The following is a 20736-nucleotide window of genomic DNA, read 5'->3' on the forward strand; positions in this document are numbered from 1 at the left end:
GCACGGCATCGCCTGCTTATTCGATGCAGCCGGCCAGCGCGAGTGTCGCGGACCATCCGGCTTCTCCCGCCGGACGGTCCCGCAAACGTCGTACCTGCGCCGCTTACTCCAGCGCGGCGTCCGGCTCGGCCGCTTCGCTTTCCTGCGCCTTCGCGATCGCGTCGGACGCCTCTTGTTCCGCGGCGGCTTCTTCAGGCGTGGTCTGCGCGCCGGCGGCCCTGGTCTTCGGCTTCGCTTCGCCGCGACGCTCCAGCACGGCGGCAAAGAAGCCGTCGGTGGCGTGGCGGTGCGGCCACAGCGAGAGGTAGTCGCCGGTATCGAGGCCCACACGCTGCTCGGCCAACACGTCGCGCGCACTCACCAGCACGAACTCGGGGTGCGCCTCGAGGAACTGCTTCACGACCGCTTCGTTCTCGGCTTCGAGAATGCTGCAGGTCGCGTAGACGAGACGGCCGCCGCGCTTGAGCAGGCGCGCCGCGCTCGTGAGAATCGAAAGCTGCTTGGGCGCGAGCTCGGCCACCGACTCCGGCGACTGGCGCCACTTGAGGTCGGGGTTGCGGCGCAGCGTGCCGAGGCCCGAGCACGGGGCATCCACGAGCACGCGGTCGATCTTGCCGATCAGCCGCTTGATCTTGGCGTCGTGCTCGCTGTCGATCAGCACGGGATTGACGTTCGACAGGCCGCTGCGCGCGAGGCGCGGCTTGAGCTTGGCGAGGCGCCGGTCGGACACGTCGAAGGCGTAGAGACGGCCGGTCGAGCGCATCATCGCGCCGAGCGCCAGCGTCTTGCCGCCCGCGCCCGCGCAGAAGTCCACGACCATCTCGCCGCGGCGCGGCGCCAGCAGCGTGCACAGCAGCTGGCTGCCCTCGTCCTGCACCTCGAACCAGCCGTTCTTGAACGTGTCGAGTTTCGCGAGCGCGGGCTTGCCCGTCACGCGCACGCCGAACGGCGCGAACGGCGTTTCCCCGCCTTCGATGCCCGACTCGGACAGCGCGCGGATCAGCTCCTCGCGACTCGCCTTGATGGGATTGGCCCGCAGATCGAGCGGCGCCGGATAGTTGAGCGCGGCGGCCAGTTGCGCGAGTTCGGTGGGCTCAAAGCGCGTTTCCAGCGCCTTCATGATCCACTCCGGCAGATTCAGCTGCACGCGCAGCGGCAAGCTCGCCGGGTCGATCTTCGCGACGTGCTCGAGCCAGGTCGCCTCGGCGTCCGATACGAAGGGCCGGATCGCCGAGCGGCCCGCCGTCGCCATGAGGCCGAGCAGCGTGAGGCGGCGCGTCGGGCTGCCCGTGCCGCTTTCGGCCAGGTGCGCGAACTCCATGCGCCGGCGCAGCACCGCGAACACGGCTTCGGCGATCACACCGCGCTCGGCGTGGCCGAGCTTCGGATGCTCGCGGAAGAAGCGGCTCGTCACGGCGTCGGCCGGGCCCGTAAATTTGAGGACGTCGGCGAGCAACGTTTCGGTCTGTCCAATCAGAAATCCATGCAGTCTCATGCGCCCTCCCCGGCGGCTTGCGAGTCGTCAAAGAAGAGCCACTGTGGCTCGGCCGGCGTGAGCGTCACGCGTTCGCCGTCGAGCGCGAGGCGCCCTTCGACGAACCAGCGCACCGCGCGCGGGTACATCAAATGTTCGGTCCTGAGCACGCGCGCAGCGAGTGCCGCGGCGTCGTCTCCCGCGCGCACCGGAATTACCGACTGTGCGACGATCGGACCATGATCGAGCGTAGGCGTGACGAAATGCACCGTCGCGCCGTGCACGCGGCAGCCGGCGTCGAGCGCCTGCTGGTGCGTCTTGAGGCCCGGAAACATCGGCAGCAGCGAGGGATGGATATTGAGCATCCGACCCGCATAATGGCCGACGAACGATTCGGTCAGCACGCGCATGAAGCCCGCCAGCACGACGAGGTCCGGCGCGTAGCCGTCGATGACTTGAGCGAGCGCCGTGTCGAAGCTGGCGCGATCGGGAAACTGGCGGTGATCGACGACCGCCGTGGCAATGCCGTTCGAAGCCGCGAACGCGAGGCCCGCGGCGTCAGGACGGTTGGCAATCACGGCGGCGATGCGCGCGCCCCAAGCTTCCTGCGCGCAAGCGCGCACGATGGCTTCCATGTTGCTGCCCCGCCCCGAAATCAGGATGACGAGATTTTTCATCCGCGGATTTTATCATCGGGGGGCCGGCTCAACGCTCGTGCGGCGGCGATCGTCGCCTCGTGCGTTTATAATCTTCTGTTTCGTCGCGGTCCTTGGGCCGCGAGTGGCCAGTCACCCGGTCAGCAGTCGATCATTAGCACGCGTGCTGCGCCAGCGCGCTTTTCGAGGTTCCACCAGGTTCCGCTATCGTGAGAGTCTTCCGCGGTCTTCCCAATGCCGAAAGCCGCGCGCCCTGCGCGCTGACCATCGGCAATTTCGACGGTGTCCACCGCGGGCATCAGGCATTGCTCGCGCGCGTGCGCGCGGCAGCCGACGCGCGCGGCCTGCCCGTCTGCGTGATGACCTTCGAGCCGCATCCGCGCGAATTCTTCAACCCGGCCAGCGCCCCGCCGCGCATCGCCATGTTGCGCGACAAGCTCGAAGCGCTGCGCGAGAACGGCGTGGACCGCGTCGTGGTCGAGCATTTCAACCACACGTTCGCGAGCCAGTCGCCCGAGGCGTTCGTCGAGCGCATCATCGTGGGCGGGCTGCACGCGCGCTGGATGATGATCGGCGACGACTTCCGCTACGGCGCGAAGCGCGCGGGCGACTTCGCTTCGCTGCGGGCCGCGGGCGCGCATCACGGCTTCGAAGTCGAGCAGATGGCGACCGTGGCCGACCCTTCGGGCGTGCGCATTTCCAGCTCTGCGGTGCGTGCGCAACTGAACGCGGGCGACCTCGACGCCGCGCGCGCTTCGCTTGGCCGCGGCTATCACATCAGCGCACACGTCACGCACGGCCTGAAGCTCGGGCGCGACCTGGGCTTCCCCACGATGAACCTGCTGATCGGCCACAAGCGGCCGGCGCTCAAGGGCATTTTCGTCGTGATGGTGCATGGCATTGCCGATCATCCGCTGCCCGGCGTCGCGAGCCTCGGCCTGCGCCCGACCGTGGACGACTCGGGCCGCGTGCTGCTCGAAGTGCATCTGCTCGACTGGCACGGCGACGCCTACGGCAAGCTCGTGCGCGTCGAGTTTCTCAAGAAGCTGCGTGACGAGGAGAAGTTTCCCGACCTCGAAACGCTCACCGCCGCGATTGCTCGCGACGTGGCGAACACCCGCGCGTGGTTCGCCGCCGTGGGCGCAGACGTGGCCGGCGGCGCCTCCACCGGCTTCGCCACCTCGGCCACCGACCGAATTAGGTGACCTGCGGCCCGCACGCGCGGGCTGCCCCGCCCCCAGGCGCCGCGTGCCCACAGCACGGCATGCAGCGCCCGAGGCGACGGTTGCGCGGCATCGGCCGCAACGCTGACGCCATGCATCCCCCGAATTCCACGTGATCTCACCATGAGCGACAAGAAAGCATCCTCCGGCAAGCCGCAGAAGTCCGAATCGAAGTACCCCGTCAACCTGCTCGACACCCCGTTCCCGATGCGCGGCGACCTGCCCAGGCGCGAACCGCAATGGGTCAAGGAATGGGAAGAGAACCAGGTCTACGAGAAGATCCGCGCGGCTTCGAAGGGCCGTAAGAAGTTCATCCTGCACGACGGCCCGCCGTATGCGAACGGCGACATCCACCTCGGCCACGCGGTGAACAAGATCCTCAAGGACATGATCGTCAAGGCGCGCAATCTCGCGGGCTTCGACGCGGTCTACGTGCCGGGCTGGGACTGCCACGGCATGCCGATCGAAATCCAGATCGAAAAGCAGTTCGGCAAGTCGCTGCCCGCCCAGGAAGTGATGCAGAAGGCGCGCGAGTACGCGGCCGGCCAGATCGAGACGCAAAAGAAGGGCTTCAAGCGCCTGGGCGTGCTCGGCGACTGGAACAACCCGTACAAGACGATGAACTTCGCGAACGAGGCCGGCGAGATCCGCGCACTCGCGAAGATCATCGAGAACGGCTATGTGTTCCGGGGCCTGAAGCCCGTGAACTGGTGCTTCGACTGCGGCTCGGCGCTCGCCGAGGCCGAAGTCGAGTACAAGGACAAGACCGATCCGACCATCGACGTGCTGTTCACGTTCGCGCAACCTGCCGAAACGGCGGCCGCGTTCGGCCTGCCTGCGCTGCCGCGCGAGGAAGGCGGCATCGTGATCTGGACCACCACGCCCTGGACGATTCCGTCGAACCAGGCGCTGAACGTGCATCCGGAAATCGACTACGCGCTCGTGGACACGCAACGCGGCCTGCTGATCCTCGCCGTCGAGCGCGTGGAGGCGTGCATGAAGGAGTTCGGGCTAGAGGGCAAGATCGTCGCCACGACGAAGGGCGAGAAGCTCTCGCTGCTGCGCTTCAATCACCCGCTCGCCTCGGCGCACCCGGGCTACAAGCGCACCGCGCCGATCTACCTCGGCGACTACGTCACGACCGACACCGGCACGGGCATCGTGCACTCTGCGCCCGCTTACGGCGTGGAAGACTTCGTGTCGTGCAAGGTGCACGGCATGGCCGATTCCGACATCATCAGCCCGGTGATGGGCGACGGCCGCTACATCGAATCGCTGCCGCTGTTCGGCGGCCTCTCGATCTGGGCCGCGAACCCGAAGATCGTCGACGCACTCGACGCCGCCGGCACGCTCCTGCGCAGCGAGAAGTACCTGCACAGCTACATGCACTGCTGGCGCCACAAGACGCCGATCATCTACCGCGCGACCTCGCAATGGTTCGCCGGCATGGACGTGACGCCCAAGGACGGCGGCAAGACGCTGCGCGAAACGGCGCTCGAAGGCATCGAGGCGACGGCGTTCTACCCCTCGTGGGGCAAGCAGCGCCTGTATTCGATGATCGCCAACCGCCCGGACTGGACGCTCTCGCGCCAGCGCCAATGGGGCGTGCCGATGGCGTTCTTCGTGCACAAGGAAACCGGCGAGTTGCATCCGCGCACGCTGGAGCTGCTCGAGCAGGTGGCGCAGCGCGTGGAAAAAGAAGGCATCGAAGCGTGGCAGACGCTCGACCCGCGCGAACTGCTCGGCGACGACGCCAACCTGTACGAAAAGAACCGCGACACGCTCGACGTGTGGTTCGACTCGGGCACGACGCACTGGCACGTGCTGCGCGGCTCGCACAAAGATGAACTCCAGTTCCCGGCCGACCTGTACCTGGAAGGCTCGGACCAGCACCGCGGCTGGTTCCACTCGTCGCTGCTCACGGCATCGATGCTCGACGGCCGGCCGCCCTACAACGCGCTGCTCACGCACGGCTTCACCGTCGACGGCGAAGGCCGCAAGATGTCGAAATCGCTCGGCAACGGCGTCGATCCGCATGAAGTGGCGAACCGTCTGGGCGCGGAAATCATTCGTCTGTGGATCGCCTCGACCGACTACTCGGGCGAACTGGCCATCTCCGAAGAGATTCTCAAGCGCGTGACGGAAGGCTATCGCCGTATTCGCAACACGCTGCGCTTCCTGCTCTCGAACCTCTCGGACTTCGACTTCGAGAAGCACGCGCTGCCCGCAAGCGAATGGCTCGAGATCGACCGCTATGCCGTCGCGCTCACGCATACGTTGCAAAACGACGTGCTCGCCCACTACGACCGCTACGAGTTCCACCCGGTCGTGGCCAAGCTCCAGACGTTCTGCTCGGAAGACCTGGGCGGCTTCTACCTCGACGTCCTGAAGGACCGCCTCTACACGAGCGCGGCGGATTCGAAGGCCCGCCGCGGCGCGCAAACGGCGCTGCATCACATCACGCACAGCCTGCTGCGCATCCTCGCGCCGTTCCTTTCGTTCACGGCCGAAGAAGCGTGGAAGGTGTTCCAGCCGCAAAGCGAAACCATCTTCACCGAAACCTTCCACGCCTTCCCGGACGTCGAAGGCGCGCCGGAACTGATCGCCAAATGGACGCTGCTGCGCGAAGTGCGCGGCAACGTGACGAAGGCGCTCGAAGAGGCGCGGGTGGCGAACCAGATCGGCTCGTCGCTGCAGGCCGAAGTGCGCATTCTCGCGAGCGGCGCGCGCTACGATGCCCTCGCCTCGCTCGGCGACGACCTCAAATTCGTGCTGATCACCTCGGCGGCGGAAATCGTGAAGGTCGATAGCGAAGCCGAGGAAGGCGTCGAAGTGGTCACCTCGAAGTACCTCAAGTGCGAGCGCTGCTGGCACTACCGCGAAGACGTGGGCGCGAACGCGGAGCATCCGGGCCTGTGCGGCCGCTGCACCGCGAATCTGTTCGGCGACGGTGAAAAGCGGAGCGCGGCATAATGGCAAAAACCCTGCCGAAGCAGTCCAGGTCGAATGGCGCGGGCGGCACGCTCGCGCCGTGGCTCGGAGTCGCGGTGATCGTGATCCTCGCCGACCAGCTCACGAAAATCGCCATCAACAAGGTGTTCAGCTACGGGGAAGGCCGCGTGATCACGCCGTTCTTCAACCTCGTGCTGGTCTACAACAAGGGCGCGGCATTCAGCTTCCTGTCGGCTGCGGGCGGCTGGCAGCGCTGGGCGTTCACGCTGCTCGGCGTCGTGGCGGCGCTCGTGATCTGCTATCTGCTCAAGCGCCACGCTACGCAGAAGCTCTTTTGCACGGCGCTCGCGCTCATCATGGGCGGCGCGCTCGGCAATGTGATCGACCGCCTGCTGTACGGCCACGTGATCGACTTTCTCGATTTCCACGTGGGCGGCTGGCACTGGCCGGCGTTCAACCTCGCCGATAGCGCGATCTGCATTGGCGCGGCGCTGCTGGTGTTCGACGAATTGCGGCGCGTGCGCGGCGCGCGCTGAGCGTGCGGGCTGCAGTCGGGCGCTAAAGCGCCAACTCTGGTCGACATAGGAGCTGTGACTTGAACACGTCCGCTGCAAACCCAGGCGAACTGGCCGGCCGCCACCTCGTGCTCGGCATGACGGGCGGCATCGCCTGCTACAAGATCGCCGAGCTCACGCGCCTGCTGACCAAGGCCGGCGCGACCGTGCAGATCGTGATGACCGAGGCCGCCACGCAGTTCATCACGCCGGTCACCATGCAGGCGCTCTCGGGCCGCCCCGTCTACACGAGCCAGTGGGACGGCCGCGTGCCCAACAACATGGCGCACATCGACCTCTCGCGCGAAGCGGACGCCATCGTCATCGCGCCGGCCTCGACCGACTTCCTCGCCAAACTCGCCCACGGTTTCGCCGACGACCTGCTCTCCACGCTGTGCGTGGCGCGCGACTGTCCATTGCTGGTCGTGCCCGCGATGAACCGGCAGATGTGGCAAAACCCGGCCACGCAGCGCAACGTCGCGCAACTGCGCGCGGACGGCATCGAAACGCTCGGCCCCGATTCCGGTCCGCAGGCGTGCGGCGAGATCGGCGACGGGCGCATGCTCGAACCCGAGGCCGTGTACGAGGCGATCGTCTCGTTCTTCGCGCCGAAGGTGCTCGCGGGCCGCAAGCTCCTGATCACCGCCGGCCCGACCTTCGAGCCGCTCGATCCCGTGCGCGGCATCACCAACCGCTCGAGCGGCAAGATGGGCTTCGCGCTCGCGCGCGCCGCACAGCAGGCGGGCGCCGAGGTGCATCTCGTCGCCGGCCCGGTCGCGCTGGAAACGCCGTGGGGCGTGTATCGCGAAGACGTGCAGACCGCCCAGCAGATGTACGACGCGGTCATGCGCGCCGCGACCGACGCCGATGTCTTCATCGGCGTGGCGGCCGTGGCCGACTGGCGGGTCGATCACGTCGCCGAACACAAGATCAAGAAGACGGCCGAGCACCGCATGCCGACGTTCACGTTCGTCGAGAACCCGGACATCCTCGCCTCGGTCGCGGCCTTGCCGAATCCGCCGTACTGCGTGGGCTTCGCCGCCGAAAGCGGCGACCTCGACGTGCATGGCGAAGAAAAGCGCGCGCGCAAGAAGGTGCCGCTGTTGATCGGCAATCTCGGCCCGCTCACCTTCGGTCGGGACGACAATGAAGTCGTGCTGTTCGAGGCGGGTGGCCGCAAGCCGCTGCCGCGCGCGGCCAAGCAGGCGCTCGCGCAGACGCTCGTCGCCGAAATCGCGCGGCGTCTGCCGGACCCGAGCATCATCTCGTGACGCGCGCGCCGGCGCACCCGCGTGCCGGCGTGCGGCGCCGCGAACCCAGGCAAGGAGCAGTACTGCCATGACACTGCTTTCCGTACTCGACCAGTCGCCCGTCATCGCCGGGCACAGTGCGGCGGACGCCATCGCCGCCACCATCGAGCTTGCACAGCTCGCCGACGACCTCGGCTACACGCGCTACTGGTGCGCCGAGCATCATGGCCTGCTGGGCGTGTGCAACCCCTGCCCAGAAGTCATGCTCGCGCGCCTCGGCAGCGTCACGAAGCGCATCAGGATCGGCTCGGGCGGCATCATGCTGCCCTATTACAGCCCCTTCAAGGTCGCCGAGCAGTTCATGATGCTCGAAGCGCTCTTTCCCGGACGCGTCGATCTCGGTGTCGGACGCGCGCCGGGCGGCGACATGCGCACGGCGCAGGCCGTGGCCGCGGGCACGTACAACCGCGGCGACCAGTTCGCGCAGCAAGTGCAGGATCTCGTCGGCCTGATGGACGGCACGCTCCCCGCCGATCATCTCGCGAGCGGCGTCGTGCTGCAGCCGCAGATCCAGACGCGCCCGCAGCTCTGGGTGCTCGGCTCGAGCGATTTCGGCGGCAACCTCGCCGCGAAGCTCGGGCTGCGCTTCTCGTTCGCGCACTTCATCAACGCGCACTTCGGGCATCTCGTGGCCGAGGCCTATCTCGACCGCTTCAAGCCGGGCCACGAAGCGAAGCCGTATCTCGCGTGCGCCGTGTTCGCCATCTGCGCCGACACCGAAGCGGAAGCCGCCGACCTCGAAAAGGCCGTCGATCTGCGGCGCGTGCAAATGGCCTACGGACTGAATGCGCCGATCCCGAGCCTCGAGCAGGGGCGCGCGCAGGAGTACGGCGAGCGCGAACAGATCGTGATCGACCGCGAGAAGCCGCGCAGCGTCATCGGTACGCCCGAGAGCGTCACGGAGCGCCTTCTCGCGATCAAGGACAACTTTCGCGCCGACGAACTGATCGTGCTGACCGTTGCGGGCAGCTACAAGGCTCGTCTGCGCTCTTATGAACTGCTCGCCGAGGCCTTCCAGCTACCTCGCGCCTGAGCGATCCACCACCGCCCCCTCATCCTGACTTCATGAAAATCGACATCAAGATCCTGAACGAGCGCATGCGCGACCAGCTGCCCCACTACGCCACGCCGGGCAGCGCCGGCCTCGACCTTCGCGCGTGCCTCGACGCGCCGATCACGCTCGAACCGGGCGAAACGAAGCTCGTGCCGACGGGCCTCGCCATCCACGTGGCCGATCCCGGCTACGCGGCGCTGATCCTGCCGCGCTCGGGCCTCGGCCACAAGCACGGCATCGTGCTCGGCAATCTGGTCGGCCTGATCGACTCGGACTACCAGGGCGAACTGATGATTTCGACCTGGAACCGCGGCCACACCACCTTCACGCTCAACCCGCTCGAGCGCCTTGCGCAGCTCGTGATCGTGCCGGTCGTGCAGGCGCAGTTCAACGTCGTCGACGACTTCGAGGCGAGCGAGCGCGGCGCGGGCGGCTTCGGCAGCACGGGCAAGCACTGATCCAGGCGGCTGCGCCGACAACAAAAAAGCACGCCTTGGCGTGCTTTTTTGCGTTTAGACGGAGGCTTCGGTTCGCTGCGCCGCGCCGGGACGCCGACGATACCAGAGCGCATACACCACGACGAGCACCGCGAGAAACGCGAGGCCATAGGCGAGCGTCATGCGGAATTCGCGCGTGAAGGCCGTGCCGGCGAGAATGCCGAGCATCAACAGCGCGCCCAGCACGCTCGTGAACGGAAAGCCCCACATGCGAAACGCGAGCGGCGCGCCGCCTTCGCGCGCCTGGCGCACGCGGAAAAAGATCTGCGTGACGAAGATCATGAACCACGTGAACATCGCGCCGAACATCGCGATCGACATCATCAGCGCGAACGCTGCCTGCGGCCAGAGCGCGTTGAGCACGGCCGCCACCGCAATGCCGATGGTGGACAGCGAAAGCGCTGCCGTCGGCACGCCGTGACGCGTGAGGCGCCCGAACGCCGCCGGCGCGTAACCCGCGCGCGAGAGGCTGAACATCATGCGCGTGGTGATGTAGAGCTGGCTGTTCATGGCCGAGAGCGCCGCCACGAGCACGACGAAGTTGATCGCACCCGCCGCGTAAGGCACGCCGGTTGCGGCCATGACCTTCACGAACGGGCTCTCGTTGCCGCCCGCCTGGGTCCACGGCACGATGGCGAGCATGAGCGCGAGCGTGAGCAGGTAGAACAGCACGAGGCGCAGCACGGTCGCGCGAAACGCGCGCGTGACGGCGCGCTGCGGGTCCTGCGCCTCGGCAGCCGCCACGGCGATTGTCTCTACGCCCAGGTAGCTGAAGAGCGAGACGATCGTCCCCACCCACACGCCCCACCAGCCTCGCGGCAGCAAGCCGCCGTGCGACGTGTAGTTCGCGAAGCCCACGCCGGAGCCGGCTGGCGCGCGCCATACGAACCATGCGCCCAGCACGATGAACGCAACGATGGCCGCGATCTTGAGGCTCGAAAACAGATATTCGATCGTTCCGTACGCGCGCACACTCATTGCGTTCACAACGATCAGCGCTGCTGAAAATCCGACGATCCAGTAGAGCCCCGGCACGTGGGGAAACCAGAATTTCATGTAGACGGCGATTGCGGCGACCTCGGTGCCCACCGCCAGCACGTACGCCGACCAGTACGCATAGCGCACGACGAAGCCGGCGAGCGGCCCGATGTAGTGCTCGGCATACGCGCCGAACGAGCCCGATACGGGATGCGCGACGGTCATCTCGGCGAGCGCGCCCATCAATAGCAAGGCGATCAGCGCGCCGATCGCGTAGGAGATCAGCACGCCCGGACCGGCAAAAGAGATCGCGAAGCCACTGCCGAGAAAGAGTCCGGTGCCGACTGCGCCGCCGATGGCGATCATTGTCATCTGCCCGGCGGACAAGCCCTGACGCAGCCCTTGTTCGCGCTCGACGATGGCTTCGAACGCGCCCGATTTACGTGGTACCACTGTTACACCCCTGCTACGCGCGAGACGCTACTCAGCGCCGCGCATCAAAAGACGCCGACGGCGGACAAACGTGCATTTTACCGGCTGATTGCCGGCAAACGGCGGGCGCGCCTGTGCGTCACGGCGCAACGTCTCTACCCGCCGGCGCCAAAGAAAAACGGCGCAGTCCTTTCGGACTGCGCCGTCTTACCTGAAGGCTGTTGGCGCCGTAGCGCTGCCGCTTACTCCACTTCCACCGCTTCCGGATTGCGCGGCGCCGGCTGCTCGTCGAACGTGAGCTGGACCTTGTCTTCCGCATCGACGTCCACGGTCACGCGGCCGCCGTTCATGAGCTTGCCGAACAGCAGTTCGTCGGCGAGCGCACGGCGGATCGTGTCCTGGATCAGGCGCTGCATCGGCCGCGCGCCCATGAGCGGGTCGAAGCCGTGCTTGGCCAGATGCTTGCGCAGCGCGTCGGTGAAGACCGCGTCGACCTTCTTCTCGTGCAGTTGGTCTTCCAGTTGCATGAGGAACTTGTCGACCACGCGCATGATGATTTCCTCATCGAGCGCACGGAAGCTGATCGTCTGATCGAGCCGGTTGCGGAACTCGGGCGTGAACAGGCGCTTGATATCGGCCAGTTCGTCGCCCTGCTCGCGCCGGGTCGTGAAGCCGATCGTCGACTTGTTCATTGCCTCGGCGCCCGCATTCGTCGTCATGATGATGATGACGTTGCGGAAATCCGCCTTGCGACCGTTGTTGTCGGTCAGCGTGCCGTGGTCCATCACCTGCAGCAGCACGTTGAAGATGTCCGGGTGCGCCTTCTCGATTTCGTCGAGCAGCAGCACGCAGTGCGGCTTCTTCGTGACGGCTTCGGTGAGCAGACCGCCCTGGTCGAACCCGACATAGCCCGGCGGCGCGCCGATCAGACGGCTCACCGCATGGCGCTCCATGTACTCCGACATGTCGAAGCGGATCAGCTCGATGCCGAGCGTGAACGCGAGCTGGCGCGCCACTTCGGTCTTGCCGACGCCGGTCGGGCCCGAGAACAGGAACGAGCCGATCGGCTTGTCCGTCTTGCCGAGACCCGCGCGCGCCATCTTGATCGAAGCCGAGAGCGCGTCGATGGCCGGGTCCTGGCCGAACACCACGGCCTTGAGATCGCGGTCGAGCGTTTGCAGCTTGCTGCGATCGTCCTGCGACACGCTTTGCGCCGGCACGCGCGCGATCTTCGAGATGATTTCCTCGATCTCGCTCTTGCCGATGGTCTTCTTCTGCTTCGACTTCGGCAGGATGCGCTGGGCCGCGCCCGCTTCGTCGATCACGTCGATTGCCTTGTCGGGCAAGTGACGGTCGGTGATGAAGCGCGCCGACAGTTCAGCCGCCGCGTTCAGCGCGCCCGACGAATATTTCACGCCGTGATGCTCTTCGAAACGCGACTTCAGTCCGCGCAGGATCGCCACGGTTTGCTCGACGGTCGGCTCGACCACGTCGACCTTCTGGAAGCGCCGCGACAGCGCCGCGTCCTTCTCGAAGATGCCGCGGTATTCCGTGAACGTCGTCGCGCCGATGCACTTGAGCGTGCCCGACGAGAGCGCCGGCTTGAGCAGGTTCGACGCATCCAGCGTGCCGCCCGACGCGGCGCCCGCGCCGATCAGCGTATGAATTTCGTCGATGAACAGAATGGCGTGCGGACGCTCTTTCAGTTCTTTCAGCACCGTTTTGAGGCGCTGCTCGAAGTCGCCGCGATATTTCGTGCCCGCCAGCAGCGCGCCCATGTCGAGCGAGTAGACCTGGGCATCCGCGAGAATATCCGGCACTTCGCCGCGCGTAATGCGCCAGGCGAGCCCTTCCGCGATCGCGGTCTTGCCGACACCGGCCTCGCCCACGAGCAGCGGATTGTTCTTGCGGCGGCGGCACAGCACCTGCACCACGCGCTCCACTTCCAGTTCGCGACCGATGAGCGGATCGATCCGGCCGTCCTTCGCCATCTGGTTCAGGTTCTGCGTGAACTGGGCGAGCGGGGTTTCCTTCTGGCCGGCGGCGTCTTCGGCTTCGGCATTCGCGTCGCTGGCCTTGGCGGCTTCGCCGCTGCCCGTCTTCGCGATACCGTGCGAAATGAAATTCACGACATCCAGACGTGTGACGCCCTGCTGCTGCAGGTAATACACCGCGTGCGAGTCCTTCTCGCCGAAGATGGCGACCAGCACGTTCGCGCCCGTCACTTCCTTCTTGCCGTTGGAAGTGGACTGAACGTGCATGATCGCGCGCTGGATCACGCGCTGGAACCCGAGCGTCGGCTGCGTATCGACGTCATCCGTGCCGGGCACCGTAGGGGTATTGTCGTGAATGAAGTTGCGCAGGTTCTGTCGCAGGTCTTCGATATTGGCGGCACACGCGCGCAGCACTTCCGCCGCTGTTGGATTGTCCAACAGCGCCAGCAGCAGATGCTCGACCGTTATGAACTCGTGCCGTGCCTGACGTGCTTCCATGAACGCCATGTGCAGGCTGACTTCCAGTTCCTGGGCAATCATGCTTCCTCCATCACACACTGCAGCGGATGCCCGGCCTGCCGTGCGTGGGTAACGACTTGCTCAACCTTGGTCGACGCGATGTCCCGCGTATAGACCCCACAAACACCCCTGCCCTCGCGATGGACCTTCAACATGATCTGCGTTGCGGTCTCGCGGTCCTTATTGAAATATTCCTGCACGACCATCACGACGAATTCCATCGGCGTGTAGTCGTCATTCATTAGCACGACCTTGTACATGGAGGGCGGTTTGACCTTTTGCTCCTGCCGCTCCAGTACGGTTGAATCCTGCTTGTCCGGGATAATCGCCATACACCCATTCTAAACAACTCGGACAGGCCCGCAATCCTGCCGTAACCTGACCGGCCGGCCGGTGAACCCGGCGCTCCCGACCTGCGACCCGCTGCAAGCAATTCATGCGCCCTGGCCCGGCTCCGATCCCTTGGACCGGCTGCGGGGCCGGTACACAATCCTGCTCTCAGCAGCTTTCACGCCACCGTTGAATCGAGTATCGCACAACCTTGCCGTTGCCGTGGGAAGCGACTGTAGGCGCCCGCACGCTCAGACTGTAGGCGCCCGCACGCTCAGTGTCAGATTACATGGTGCGGTGCATCGCATATGCGTCACCTGCGCGATTTTTCAAGACGCTGTCCTGCACCTGCTTTATGCACCGGTGCTCAGCGTCGGCGAAAAGCAGGAAAAACCCTGGAAATGCGCTCTTTACAACGTGTCAAGGACCGTCTCAAAATATTCTTGACAGCAGATTAAAGACCCTCAACAATCAAGCTGGCACTTTTTTCAACCGCCTTAAATTCGAAAAAATGCCGTTGGTGAGCTTGTGAGGAGGGGGCGATCGCACCGCGATCGTTTAGCTTTTCGAACTGCTCGTGGTAGTGACATGAGTTACAGGGGAAGTTGGTATGGCAACCGGTACGGTCAAGTGGTTCAACGACGCGAAGGGTTTCGGGTTCATTACGCCGGATGAAGGCGGTGAGGACCTGTTCGCTCACTTTTCGGCTATTCAAATGAATGGCTTCAAGACCCTCAAAGAAGGGCAGAAGGTGAGCTTCGAGGTCGTGCAAGGCCCGAAGGGTAAACAGGCATCGAACATTCAGGCAGCAGCCTGATCTGTTCGGTACCCGTACCTTGGAAACCCGGCTTCGGCCGGGTTTCTTTTTGGTGTCATGGTTTTTTAACGTTCGCGTGCTAGCTCACCCGCAACGTACCCATCATGCCGAGATCCTCGTGCTCGAGGATGTGGCAATGAAACATGCGATCTCCCGCCTCGTGCTGGACGGTCGCGATGTGCACCGTTTCGCCGCGCCGCACGTTCACGGTGTCGCGCCATGCCAGCAGTTCCTCCTCATTGCGTACACCGCCACGCTCGCGCGCCAGCACCTGAAATTGCGTACCGTGCAGATGAAACGGATGATCCATGTCCGTGCCGTTTGCTATCGTCCAGTGCTCGACTTCCCCGCGCCGGCTCGCCAGCGTCACGCGCGCCGGATCGAATACCGCCCCGTTCACCATGAATCGCATGCCGCGCGGCATGGGCTGCGCTGAGGCACCCGGTGCGTGCATCGCTTTCATGTCCATCGCTTCGCTGAACACCACGCTCTTTTTCGGGACCGTTAGAAGACCTGACGATACGAGCGGCGCAATCTCGCGCAGGCGCAACGGCAGTGCCGATTGCGTCGCGCTCGCCGGTGCGAAGCCAACGCTCGCGAGGATCAGCGATGGCCCCGCGGGCAAGCTGCCGTGCGTCATCGCCATCTTGTGGCGGTCGTACTGCGCGGCAATCAGCGACGCACGCGAGGCGCCCTGCCCCGCGCGCACGATCAGCTCCGCGCGCTCGCCCGGCGCGAGCAACAGCGAGGTGACGCCCTCGCGCGGCGCGCCCAGCAGCCCGCCGTCGGTGCCCACCTGCGTGAAGGCGCGACCGTCGTCGAAGGCGAGTTGCAGATAGCGCGCGTTGCAGCCATTCCAGACGCGCCAGCGCTCGTCGCGCACGACCTCGATGTGCGGCTGACGAGCGCCGTTGACGAGCACGTACTGACCTTCGCGACCGTTCATCCAGTCCATCATGCCGTTCGCGGCAATCGCGCCGTCTGCCGCGAGCTTCAGGTCGGACACAAACAGATGCCGCTCGGGCCACGACGCGAGTGGATCATCGGCGGCGCGCACGACGAAGGGGCCCGCCAGTCCCCGGAACACCTGCTCCGAACTCAGCATGTGCGGATGCGGGTGATACCAGTAGGTGCCCGCGCTCCCCTGCGGCAGCGTGAAGCGATAAACGTGCTGCTCACCCGGCGCGACCGGTTTCGAGGGATTGCCGTCCTGATCGGGCGGCACGGGCAAGCCATGCCAATGAATCGTCGAAGGCTGCGGCAGCCGGTTCACGAAGGTGATTTCGACAGTGTCGCCTTCGCGTACGTTGATCATCGGGCCGATGACCGGGCCGTCGTTTTCGGCCGCTGCGAGCGCGTCGTATTGCCAGAAGACCGTTTGCGGCTGTCCGGGCAGGAGCGCACGCGCCGCGGGCTGCGCAACGAGCGTCGCGCGAAACAGGCCCGGCTCCCGGCTCTGATTGGCGAGCGTGCGCAGCGCGGCAAGCGGCGCGCCGGCGGGCAACGCATCGGCAGGCGCAAGCGGCCCTTGCGCGTGCATCATGCCGCCCGACATCGACGGCATGTCCGTCATGCCGTGCATGGCGTGCATCGCATCGCCCGCATCTTGTGCGAATGCGCGGCGCGCGAACAGGGTCGCGGTGGCGGCGCTCAACGCGCCGGATAGAAATGCTCTTCGTTTCATCGATGAAATCCTCATACCTCGTTCATGCCTGGCACGCGACGCGCGATAACACGCACGCCTGGCGCGCGGGAGTCGTTTTGCTCGCGAAAAAGCGCGAGCGCAGTACGCCGCCCGTAGCGAGCGGCCCGGCTCAGGCGATGGGAGGAGGCAAAGGAGGCGCGTGCGTAATGCCGGCACGCAAGGCCGCGGGAAGCACGACAAGCGTGGAACGGGCGCCGGTTTGCGCGTCGAATGCAGTCACGGCAGAAGGCACGCTGCAATGCGCGCAGCAGCCCGCGACACAGCAACTCGCGCCACAACTGGAATGCGAGCCGTGACGACGGTTGCTCGTCGCGGCGCAACGATCCGCGACGACGTGCGGCGTGAGTGCGACGTGCGCGGCCATTGCATCGTGCTGCGTGTGCTCGCACGCCATCGCGCCGCGCATGGAAAGCAGCGCGAGCAGGCAGACGAGAAGGAAGCGATAGACGACTGGCACGATGAACGAAACCGCGGAGTGACTCGATTGACCAATGCCATGATAGCGCACGGACTGATCGAAGTCGGCTAGCCCGTCCATTCGTGACGAATTTGCGGCGAGCCGGATAAAAAACCGGCAGAACTTTCGGTCTGCCGGTTTTTTCTGCCGGGACAGCGATGAACCGTCTTGTGCCTACATATTCTCGATCATCACCTGCCCGAAGCCCGAGCACGACACCTGCGTCGCCCCTTCCATCAAACGCGCAAAGTCATAGGTCACGCGCTTTTGCAGAATCGACTTCTCCATCGAAGCAATGATGAGGTTGGCCGCTTCGAACCAGCCGAGATGACGCAGCATCATTTCCGCCGAGAGAATTTCGGAGCCCGGATTCACATAGTCCTTGCCCGCATACTTGGGGGCCGTGCCGTGCGTCGCCTCGAACATCGCCACGGAGTCCGAAAGATTCGCACCCGGGGCGATACCGATGCCGCCCACCTGGGCCGCCAGTGCGTCGGAAATGTAGTCGCCGTTCAGGTTCAGCGTGGCGATCACGTCGTATTCGGCCGGGCGCAGCAGGATCTGCTGCAGGAAAGCATCGGCGATCACGTCCTTGACCACGATGTCGCCGCCCGTCTTCGGATTCTTGATCTTCATCCACGGGCCGCCGTCTATCAGTTCCGCTGCGAACTCCTTCTGCGCGAGCGCATAGCCGTAGTCGCGGAACGCGCCTTCGGTGTACTTCATGATGTTGCCCTTGTGCACGAGCGTGACCGAGCGGCGCTCGTTGTCGATCGCATACTGGATCGCCTTGCGCACGAGACGCTCCGTGCCCTCGCGCGACACAGGCTTGACGCCGACGCCGGAACTCTCCGGGAAGCGGATCTTCGCCACGCCCATCTCTTCGCGCAGGAACTTGATGAGCTTCTTCGCGCCTTCGGACTCCGCAGGCCATTCGATGCCCGCATAGATGTCCTCCGAGTTCTCGCGGAAGATGACCATGTTGACCTTCTCCGGCGCGCGCACCGGCGAGGGCACGCCCTTGAAGTACTGCACGGGACGCAGGCACACGTACAGATCGAGCTGCTGGCGCAGCGCGACGTTGAGCGAGCGGATGCCCCCCCCCACCGGCGTCGTGAGCGGCCCCTTGATCGACACCACGTATTCCTTCACGACGTCGAGCGTTTCTTCGGGCAGCCACACGTCGGGACCGTAGACGCGGGTCGCCTTCTCGCCCGCGTAGATTTCCATCCAGTGAATCTTGCGCTTGCCGCCGTAGGCCTTTTCGACTGCCGCATCGACCACCTTCAGCATGACCGGCGTAATGTCCACGCCCGTGCCATCGCCTTCGATGTACGGGATGATCGGCTGGTCCGAGACGTTGAGCGAGAAGTCCGGATTGACGGTGATCTTTTCACCGCCGGTCGGAACCACGATGTGCTGATACGGCATGATCGACTCCAGTAAGGGCAAGGCTGTTGTAGCGGGTGTGACGCGCGCTCGGCGGCTCGCGGCGGCGGCGAAGCCTGTTCGCCCGGCGAGAGCGGGCGGCTTGCCTTGGTGGCGCGAACAGCCCGTCGGCGTGAGGATCTGGCGGCTATTCTAGCCCACGCCTCGCGCATGCGTGGCGCGCCCTTCACACGACCGCCGGCGCAAGGCAAGCCGCTTGCGCCCCGATGGGTGATCGGTTCCGCTCGTGTCTTATATCTTATATAAGACATAGCAAACCGCGTAACGTAATATGCATTAAGATCTCGGCGCCAGCCCGTCATCTATTCGTCCCCGTCGCCCTGTCATGCGTTTAATCGCCCTCAATAAACCGTTCGGCACCATCTGTCAGTTTTCGCCGCACGAAACACGTCAGTCTCTCGCAGACTGGGTGAAGGTACCGGGCGTCTATCCCGCGGGCCGGCTCGACTCCGATAGCGAAGGTCTCCTGCTGCTCACCGACGACGGCGCCTTGCAAGCGCGCATTGCCGAACCGAAACGCAAGCTCGTGAAGCGCTATTGGGCACAAGTGGAAGGCGAACCCGATGCGGGTGCGCTTGCCGCACTCGAACGCGGCGTCGATCTCGGTGACTTCGTGACACAGCCGTGTCGAACAAGAATCATTGTTGAGCCCGACAATCTCTGGTCGCGTAATCCGCCGATTCGCTATCGCGCGTCGATACCCACCACGTGGGTCGAGATTGCGATCAGCGAAGGCAAGAACCGGCAGGTGCGACGCATGACCGCGGCAGTGGGCTATCCAACGTTGCGGCTCGTACGCGTCGCGATTGGCGCGCTCGATATTTTTTCGCTTGGCCTCGCTCCCGGCGAAAGCATCGACGTGCCCACCAATGCGCCCTGGCAAACCACCCCTCACAAACACAAGTGATTGTTGTGCAAGCACTTTTCGCGTGCTGATCATTTTTTTCCGAATGACGCGGCACGTCCCGCACCTTTCTGTTGCGTCTCGTTACGAAGCAAATGAAAAGATTGCGTCAACCGTCTCGCGAGACCATGCGTTATTCGACGCAGATGCCGCCAGAAGCTATCCGGCATTTAGCCTTCAGGGTCCTCGCAGCAATGTGCGGTCCCGACCGCTGGCAGACGCAAGAATCAAATTCACGCGAATTTGTAGAAAGCGACTGTCAACCGAAAGGTGGATGGCACGTTTACCGACCTGACTCCAAAAACCGGGTCACTTGGTTAATTAACTCAAGCTTGAGGATTCACAACATGAACAAACTGATCGCTGCTCTGGTCGCTGGTCTCTTCGCATCGGCTGCATTCGCACAAGCTTCGGCTCCGGAAGCTGCTTCGGCTGCTCCGGCTGCTGCTGCTTCGGCTGCTCACAAGTCGTCGCACAAGAAGGCCCACAAGAAGTCGTCGCACAAGAAGGCAGCGAAGGCTGAAGCCGCTTCGGCAGCTTCGGAGTAAGCTTGTTGTAAGACGCATGAAGAAGCGGCACGCGTTGCCGTTCTTCAGCGCGACGAAAGGCAGAGCGCTGCAAGGCGTTCTGCCTTTTTGTTTGGCTGCCTGTTTTTTTAGCCATTTTTTCGTCACGCACGCTCGCCGTATCACGTCGATGACGTGAACCGCGCCGCGCATTTTGACCCGCTCTGACCTGGTCGCGTAACATGCGCGGATTAACCTACAGCAAGGAGTCTCTCGTGCGATTTTCCCTGCGCTCGTTCTTCGTGCGCTGCGCGCTTGTCGTCGCATTGCCATTGGCCGCTTTCGCGGCGCTCATGTTCACCGCGACAGCCACGTCGAGCATCGCGCAGGCGCAGCAGATGCCGCCGGGCGCCAGGCAGCCGGGCGAATTTCCGCGCGTGAAGCTCACGGCAGGCATGTTCGTGATCGACGCAGCGGTCGCCGCCAACGACGCGGACCGTGAACAAGGCCTCATGTACCGTTCGCAGCTCGGGCCCAATGAAGGCATGCTGTTCGTGTTCGGCGAAAACGCCGTGCACTGCTTCTGGATGAAGAACACGCTGATCCCGCTGTCGATCGCGTTCATTCGCGCCGACGGTACGATCACCGACATCGACGAGATGCAGGCCGAAACGACCAACAACCACTGCCCGCGCAACAACGGCGTCTTCGCGCTCGAAATGCCGAAGGGCTGGTTCACGGCGAAGGGCATCAAGCCCGGCATGAAGATTCAGGGACTGCCGCCGCTGCAGTAAGCGCGCGTTGTCCCAGCGCGCGCCATTCGCGCGCTGCGCGAAAAGCGCAAGCCGGCCCCGCACGTACGCGGCGCCGGCTTTTTTTGCGCCCGCCTGCCCGCCGGCGCACCGACTGGCGCCGCTGTACAGCG

The 20736-nt window shown here is 64.7% G+C and carries 18 protein-coding genes; 10 read left to right on the top strand and 8 right to left on the bottom strand.

All coding sequences use genetic code 11. The annotated features are described in order from the left end of the window. Positions 1–103 precede the first annotated feature (103 nt). Both AB3X98_RS07930 and purN read right to left on the bottom strand, forming a co-directional pair. Complete coding sequence (locus tag AB3X98_RS07930; RefSeq protein ID WP_069262755.1) at positions 104–1495, bottom strand: RsmB/NOP family class I SAM-dependent RNA methyltransferase; 1392 nt, start codon at positions 1493–1495, stop codon at positions 104–106. Further along, a complete protein-coding gene (gene purN, locus AB3X98_RS07935; protein ID WP_368604040.1) occupies positions 1492–2151 on the bottom strand; it encodes a phosphoribosylglycinamide formyltransferase in 660 nt (219 codons plus the stop codon). The genes AB3X98_RS07930 and purN overlap by 4 nt, the downstream gene beginning before the upstream one ends. 188 nt (positions 2152–2339) lie before the next feature. On the opposite strand from purN, the gene AB3X98_RS07940 reads away from it, so the two are divergent. The 6 genes from AB3X98_RS07940 (at position 2340) to dut (ending at position 9681) form a co-directional block, all read left to right on the top strand. Next, positions 2340–3335, top strand: coding sequence for a bifunctional riboflavin kinase/FAD synthetase (locus AB3X98_RS07940; protein ID WP_069262757.1), 996 nt, complete (start codon positions 2340–2342; stop codon positions 3333–3335). A 141-nt stretch (positions 3336–3476) separates the two neighbouring features. Further along, positions 3477–6326, top strand: a complete 2850-nt coding sequence (gene ileS, locus AB3X98_RS07945; protein ID WP_368604041.1) for an isoleucine--tRNA ligase — start codon at positions 3477–3479, stop codon at positions 6324–6326. After that, complete coding sequence (gene lspA / locus AB3X98_RS07950; RefSeq protein WP_069262759.1) at positions 6326–6841, top strand: signal peptidase II; 516 nt, start codon at positions 6326–6328, stop codon at positions 6839–6841. Before ileS ends, lspA begins: the two co-directional genes overlap by 1 nt. 59 nt (positions 6842–6900) lie before the next feature. Beyond that, positions 6901–8130, top strand: a complete 1230-nt coding sequence (gene coaBC, locus AB3X98_RS07955; protein WP_342948505.1) for a bifunctional phosphopantothenoylcysteine decarboxylase/phosphopantothenate--cysteine ligase CoaBC — start codon at positions 6901–6903, stop codon at positions 8128–8130. A gap of 67 nt (positions 8131–8197) precedes the next feature. Next, positions 8198–9202 (top strand): LLM class flavin-dependent oxidoreductase, encoded by a 1005-nt coding sequence (locus AB3X98_RS07960; protein ID WP_342948504.1) that lies wholly within the window; start codon positions 8198–8200, stop codon positions 9200–9202. 32 nt (positions 9203–9234) lie between these two features. Then, positions 9235–9681, top strand: a complete 447-nt coding sequence (gene dut, locus AB3X98_RS07965) for a dUTP diphosphatase (protein WP_342948503.1) — start codon at positions 9235–9237, stop codon at positions 9679–9681. A 54-nt stretch (positions 9682–9735) separates the two neighbouring features. Here dut and AB3X98_RS07970 read toward each other — a convergent pair whose 3' ends face one another. The 3 genes from AB3X98_RS07970 to clpS form a co-directional block, all read right to left on the bottom strand. Then, positions 9736–11151 carry an amino acid permease gene (locus AB3X98_RS07970; RefSeq protein WP_368604042.1) on the bottom strand — a complete coding sequence of 472 codons (1416 nt, stop codon included), beginning with the start codon at positions 11149–11151 and terminating at the stop codon, positions 9736–9738. Positions 11152–11372: 221 nt separating this feature from the next. Further along, a complete protein-coding gene (clpA, locus tag AB3X98_RS07975) occupies positions 11373–13664 on the bottom strand; it encodes an ATP-dependent Clp protease ATP-binding subunit ClpA (protein ID WP_069262762.1) in 2292 nt (763 codons plus the stop codon). Further along, on the bottom strand, positions 13661–13975 hold the full coding sequence (gene clpS, locus AB3X98_RS07980; RefSeq protein WP_028213389.1) for an ATP-dependent Clp protease adapter ClpS: 315 nt from the start codon (positions 13973–13975) through the stop codon (positions 13661–13663). The genes clpA and clpS overlap by 4 nt, the downstream gene beginning before the upstream one ends. A gap of 608 nt (positions 13976–14583) precedes the next feature. Here clpS and cspD point away from each other — a divergent pair. After that, complete coding sequence (gene cspD / locus AB3X98_RS07985) at positions 14584–14790, top strand: cold shock domain-containing protein CspD (protein WP_017776809.1); 207 nt, start codon at positions 14584–14586, stop codon at positions 14788–14790. Positions 14791–14869: 79 nt separating this feature from the next. Here the strand turns inward: cspD and AB3X98_RS07990 are convergent, their stop codons facing one another. The 3 genes from AB3X98_RS07990 to icd all read right to left on the bottom strand — a co-directional run bounded on the left by AB3X98_RS07990 (position 14870) and on the right by icd (position 18383). Beyond that, complete coding sequence (locus AB3X98_RS07990; protein WP_368604043.1) at positions 14870–16474, bottom strand: multicopper oxidase family protein; 1605 nt, start codon at positions 16472–16474, stop codon at positions 14870–14872. A 130-nt stretch (positions 16475–16604) separates the two neighbouring features. Next, the gene (locus tag AB3X98_RS07995) at positions 16605–17033 is read right to left on the bottom strand and encodes a hypothetical protein (RefSeq protein ID WP_368604044.1); all 429 of its coding nucleotides are present in this window, start codon (positions 17031–17033) and stop codon (positions 16605–16607) included. A gap of 93 nt (positions 17034–17126) precedes the next feature. Further along, positions 17127–18383, bottom strand: a complete 1257-nt coding sequence (gene icd, locus AB3X98_RS08000) for an NADP-dependent isocitrate dehydrogenase (RefSeq protein WP_368604045.1) — start codon at positions 18381–18383, stop codon at positions 17127–17129. Between the two features lie 343 nt (positions 18384–18726). On the opposite strand from icd, the gene AB3X98_RS08005 reads away from it, so the two are divergent. The 3 genes from AB3X98_RS08005 (at position 18727) to AB3X98_RS08015 (ending at position 20605) form a co-directional block, all read left to right on the top strand. Beyond that, complete coding sequence (locus AB3X98_RS08005) at positions 18727–19308, top strand: pseudouridine synthase (RefSeq protein ID WP_368604046.1); 582 nt, start codon at positions 18727–18729, stop codon at positions 19306–19308. 344 nt (positions 19309–19652) lie between these two features. Then, positions 19653–19853, top strand: coding sequence for a hypothetical protein (locus AB3X98_RS08010; protein ID WP_028213393.1), 201 nt, complete (start codon positions 19653–19655; stop codon positions 19851–19853). Positions 19854–20086: 233 nt separating this feature from the next. Next, positions 20087–20605, top strand: a complete 519-nt coding sequence (locus AB3X98_RS08015) for a DUF192 domain-containing protein (protein WP_368604047.1) — start codon at positions 20087–20089, stop codon at positions 20603–20605. Positions 20606–20736: the final 131 nt, after the last annotated feature.

The organism is Paraburkholderia sp. BR14312, assembly GCF_040948675.1.
Taxonomy (GTDB): Bacteria; Pseudomonadota; Gammaproteobacteria; order Burkholderiales; family Burkholderiaceae; genus Paraburkholderia; species Paraburkholderia nodosa_A.

Coding starts and splice junctions, on each gene's coding strand:
- AB3X98_RS08010 (WP_028213393.1), top strand. CDS start 19,653: ATGAACAAACTGATCGCTGCTCTGGTCGCTGGTCTCTTCGCATCGGCT.
- AB3X98_RS07960 (WP_342948504.1), top strand. CDS start 8,198: ATGACACTGCTTTCCGTACTCGACCAGTCGCCCGTCATCGCCGGGCAC.
- cspD (WP_017776809.1), top strand. CDS start 14,584: ATGGCAACCGGTACGGTCAAGTGGTTCAACGACGCGAAGGGTTTCGGG.
- AB3X98_RS07995 (WP_368604044.1), bottom strand. CDS start 17,033: ATGGACGGGCTAGCCGACTTCGATCAGTCCGTGCGCTATCATGGCATT.
- purN (WP_368604040.1), bottom strand. CDS start 2,151: ATGAAAAATCTCGTCATCCTGATTTCGGGGCGGGGCAGCAACATGGAA.
- lspA (WP_069262759.1), top strand. CDS start 6,326: ATGGCAAAAACCCTGCCGAAGCAGTCCAGGTCGAATGGCGCGGGCGGC.
- clpS (WP_028213389.1), bottom strand. CDS start 13,975: ATGGCGATTATCCCGGACAAGCAGGATTCAACCGTACTGGAGCGGCAG.
- AB3X98_RS08005 (WP_368604046.1), top strand. CDS start 18,727: ATGCGTTTAATCGCCCTCAATAAACCGTTCGGCACCATCTGTCAGTTT.
- icd (WP_368604045.1), bottom strand. CDS start 18,383: ATGCCGTATCAGCACATCGTGGTTCCGACCGGCGGTGAAAAGATCACC.
- AB3X98_RS07930 (WP_069262755.1), bottom strand. CDS start 1,495: ATGAGACTGCATGGATTTCTGATTGGACAGACCGAAACGTTGCTCGCC.
- ileS (WP_368604041.1), top strand. CDS start 3,477: ATGAGCGACAAGAAAGCATCCTCCGGCAAGCCGCAGAAGTCCGAATCG.
- clpA (WP_069262762.1), bottom strand. CDS start 13,664: ATGATTGCCCAGGAACTGGAAGTCAGCCTGCACATGGCGTTCATGGAA.
- dut (WP_342948503.1), top strand. CDS start 9,235: ATGAAAATCGACATCAAGATCCTGAACGAGCGCATGCGCGACCAGCTG.
- AB3X98_RS07990 (WP_368604043.1), bottom strand. CDS start 16,474: ATGAAACGAAGAGCATTTCTATCCGGCGCGTTGAGCGCCGCCACCGCG.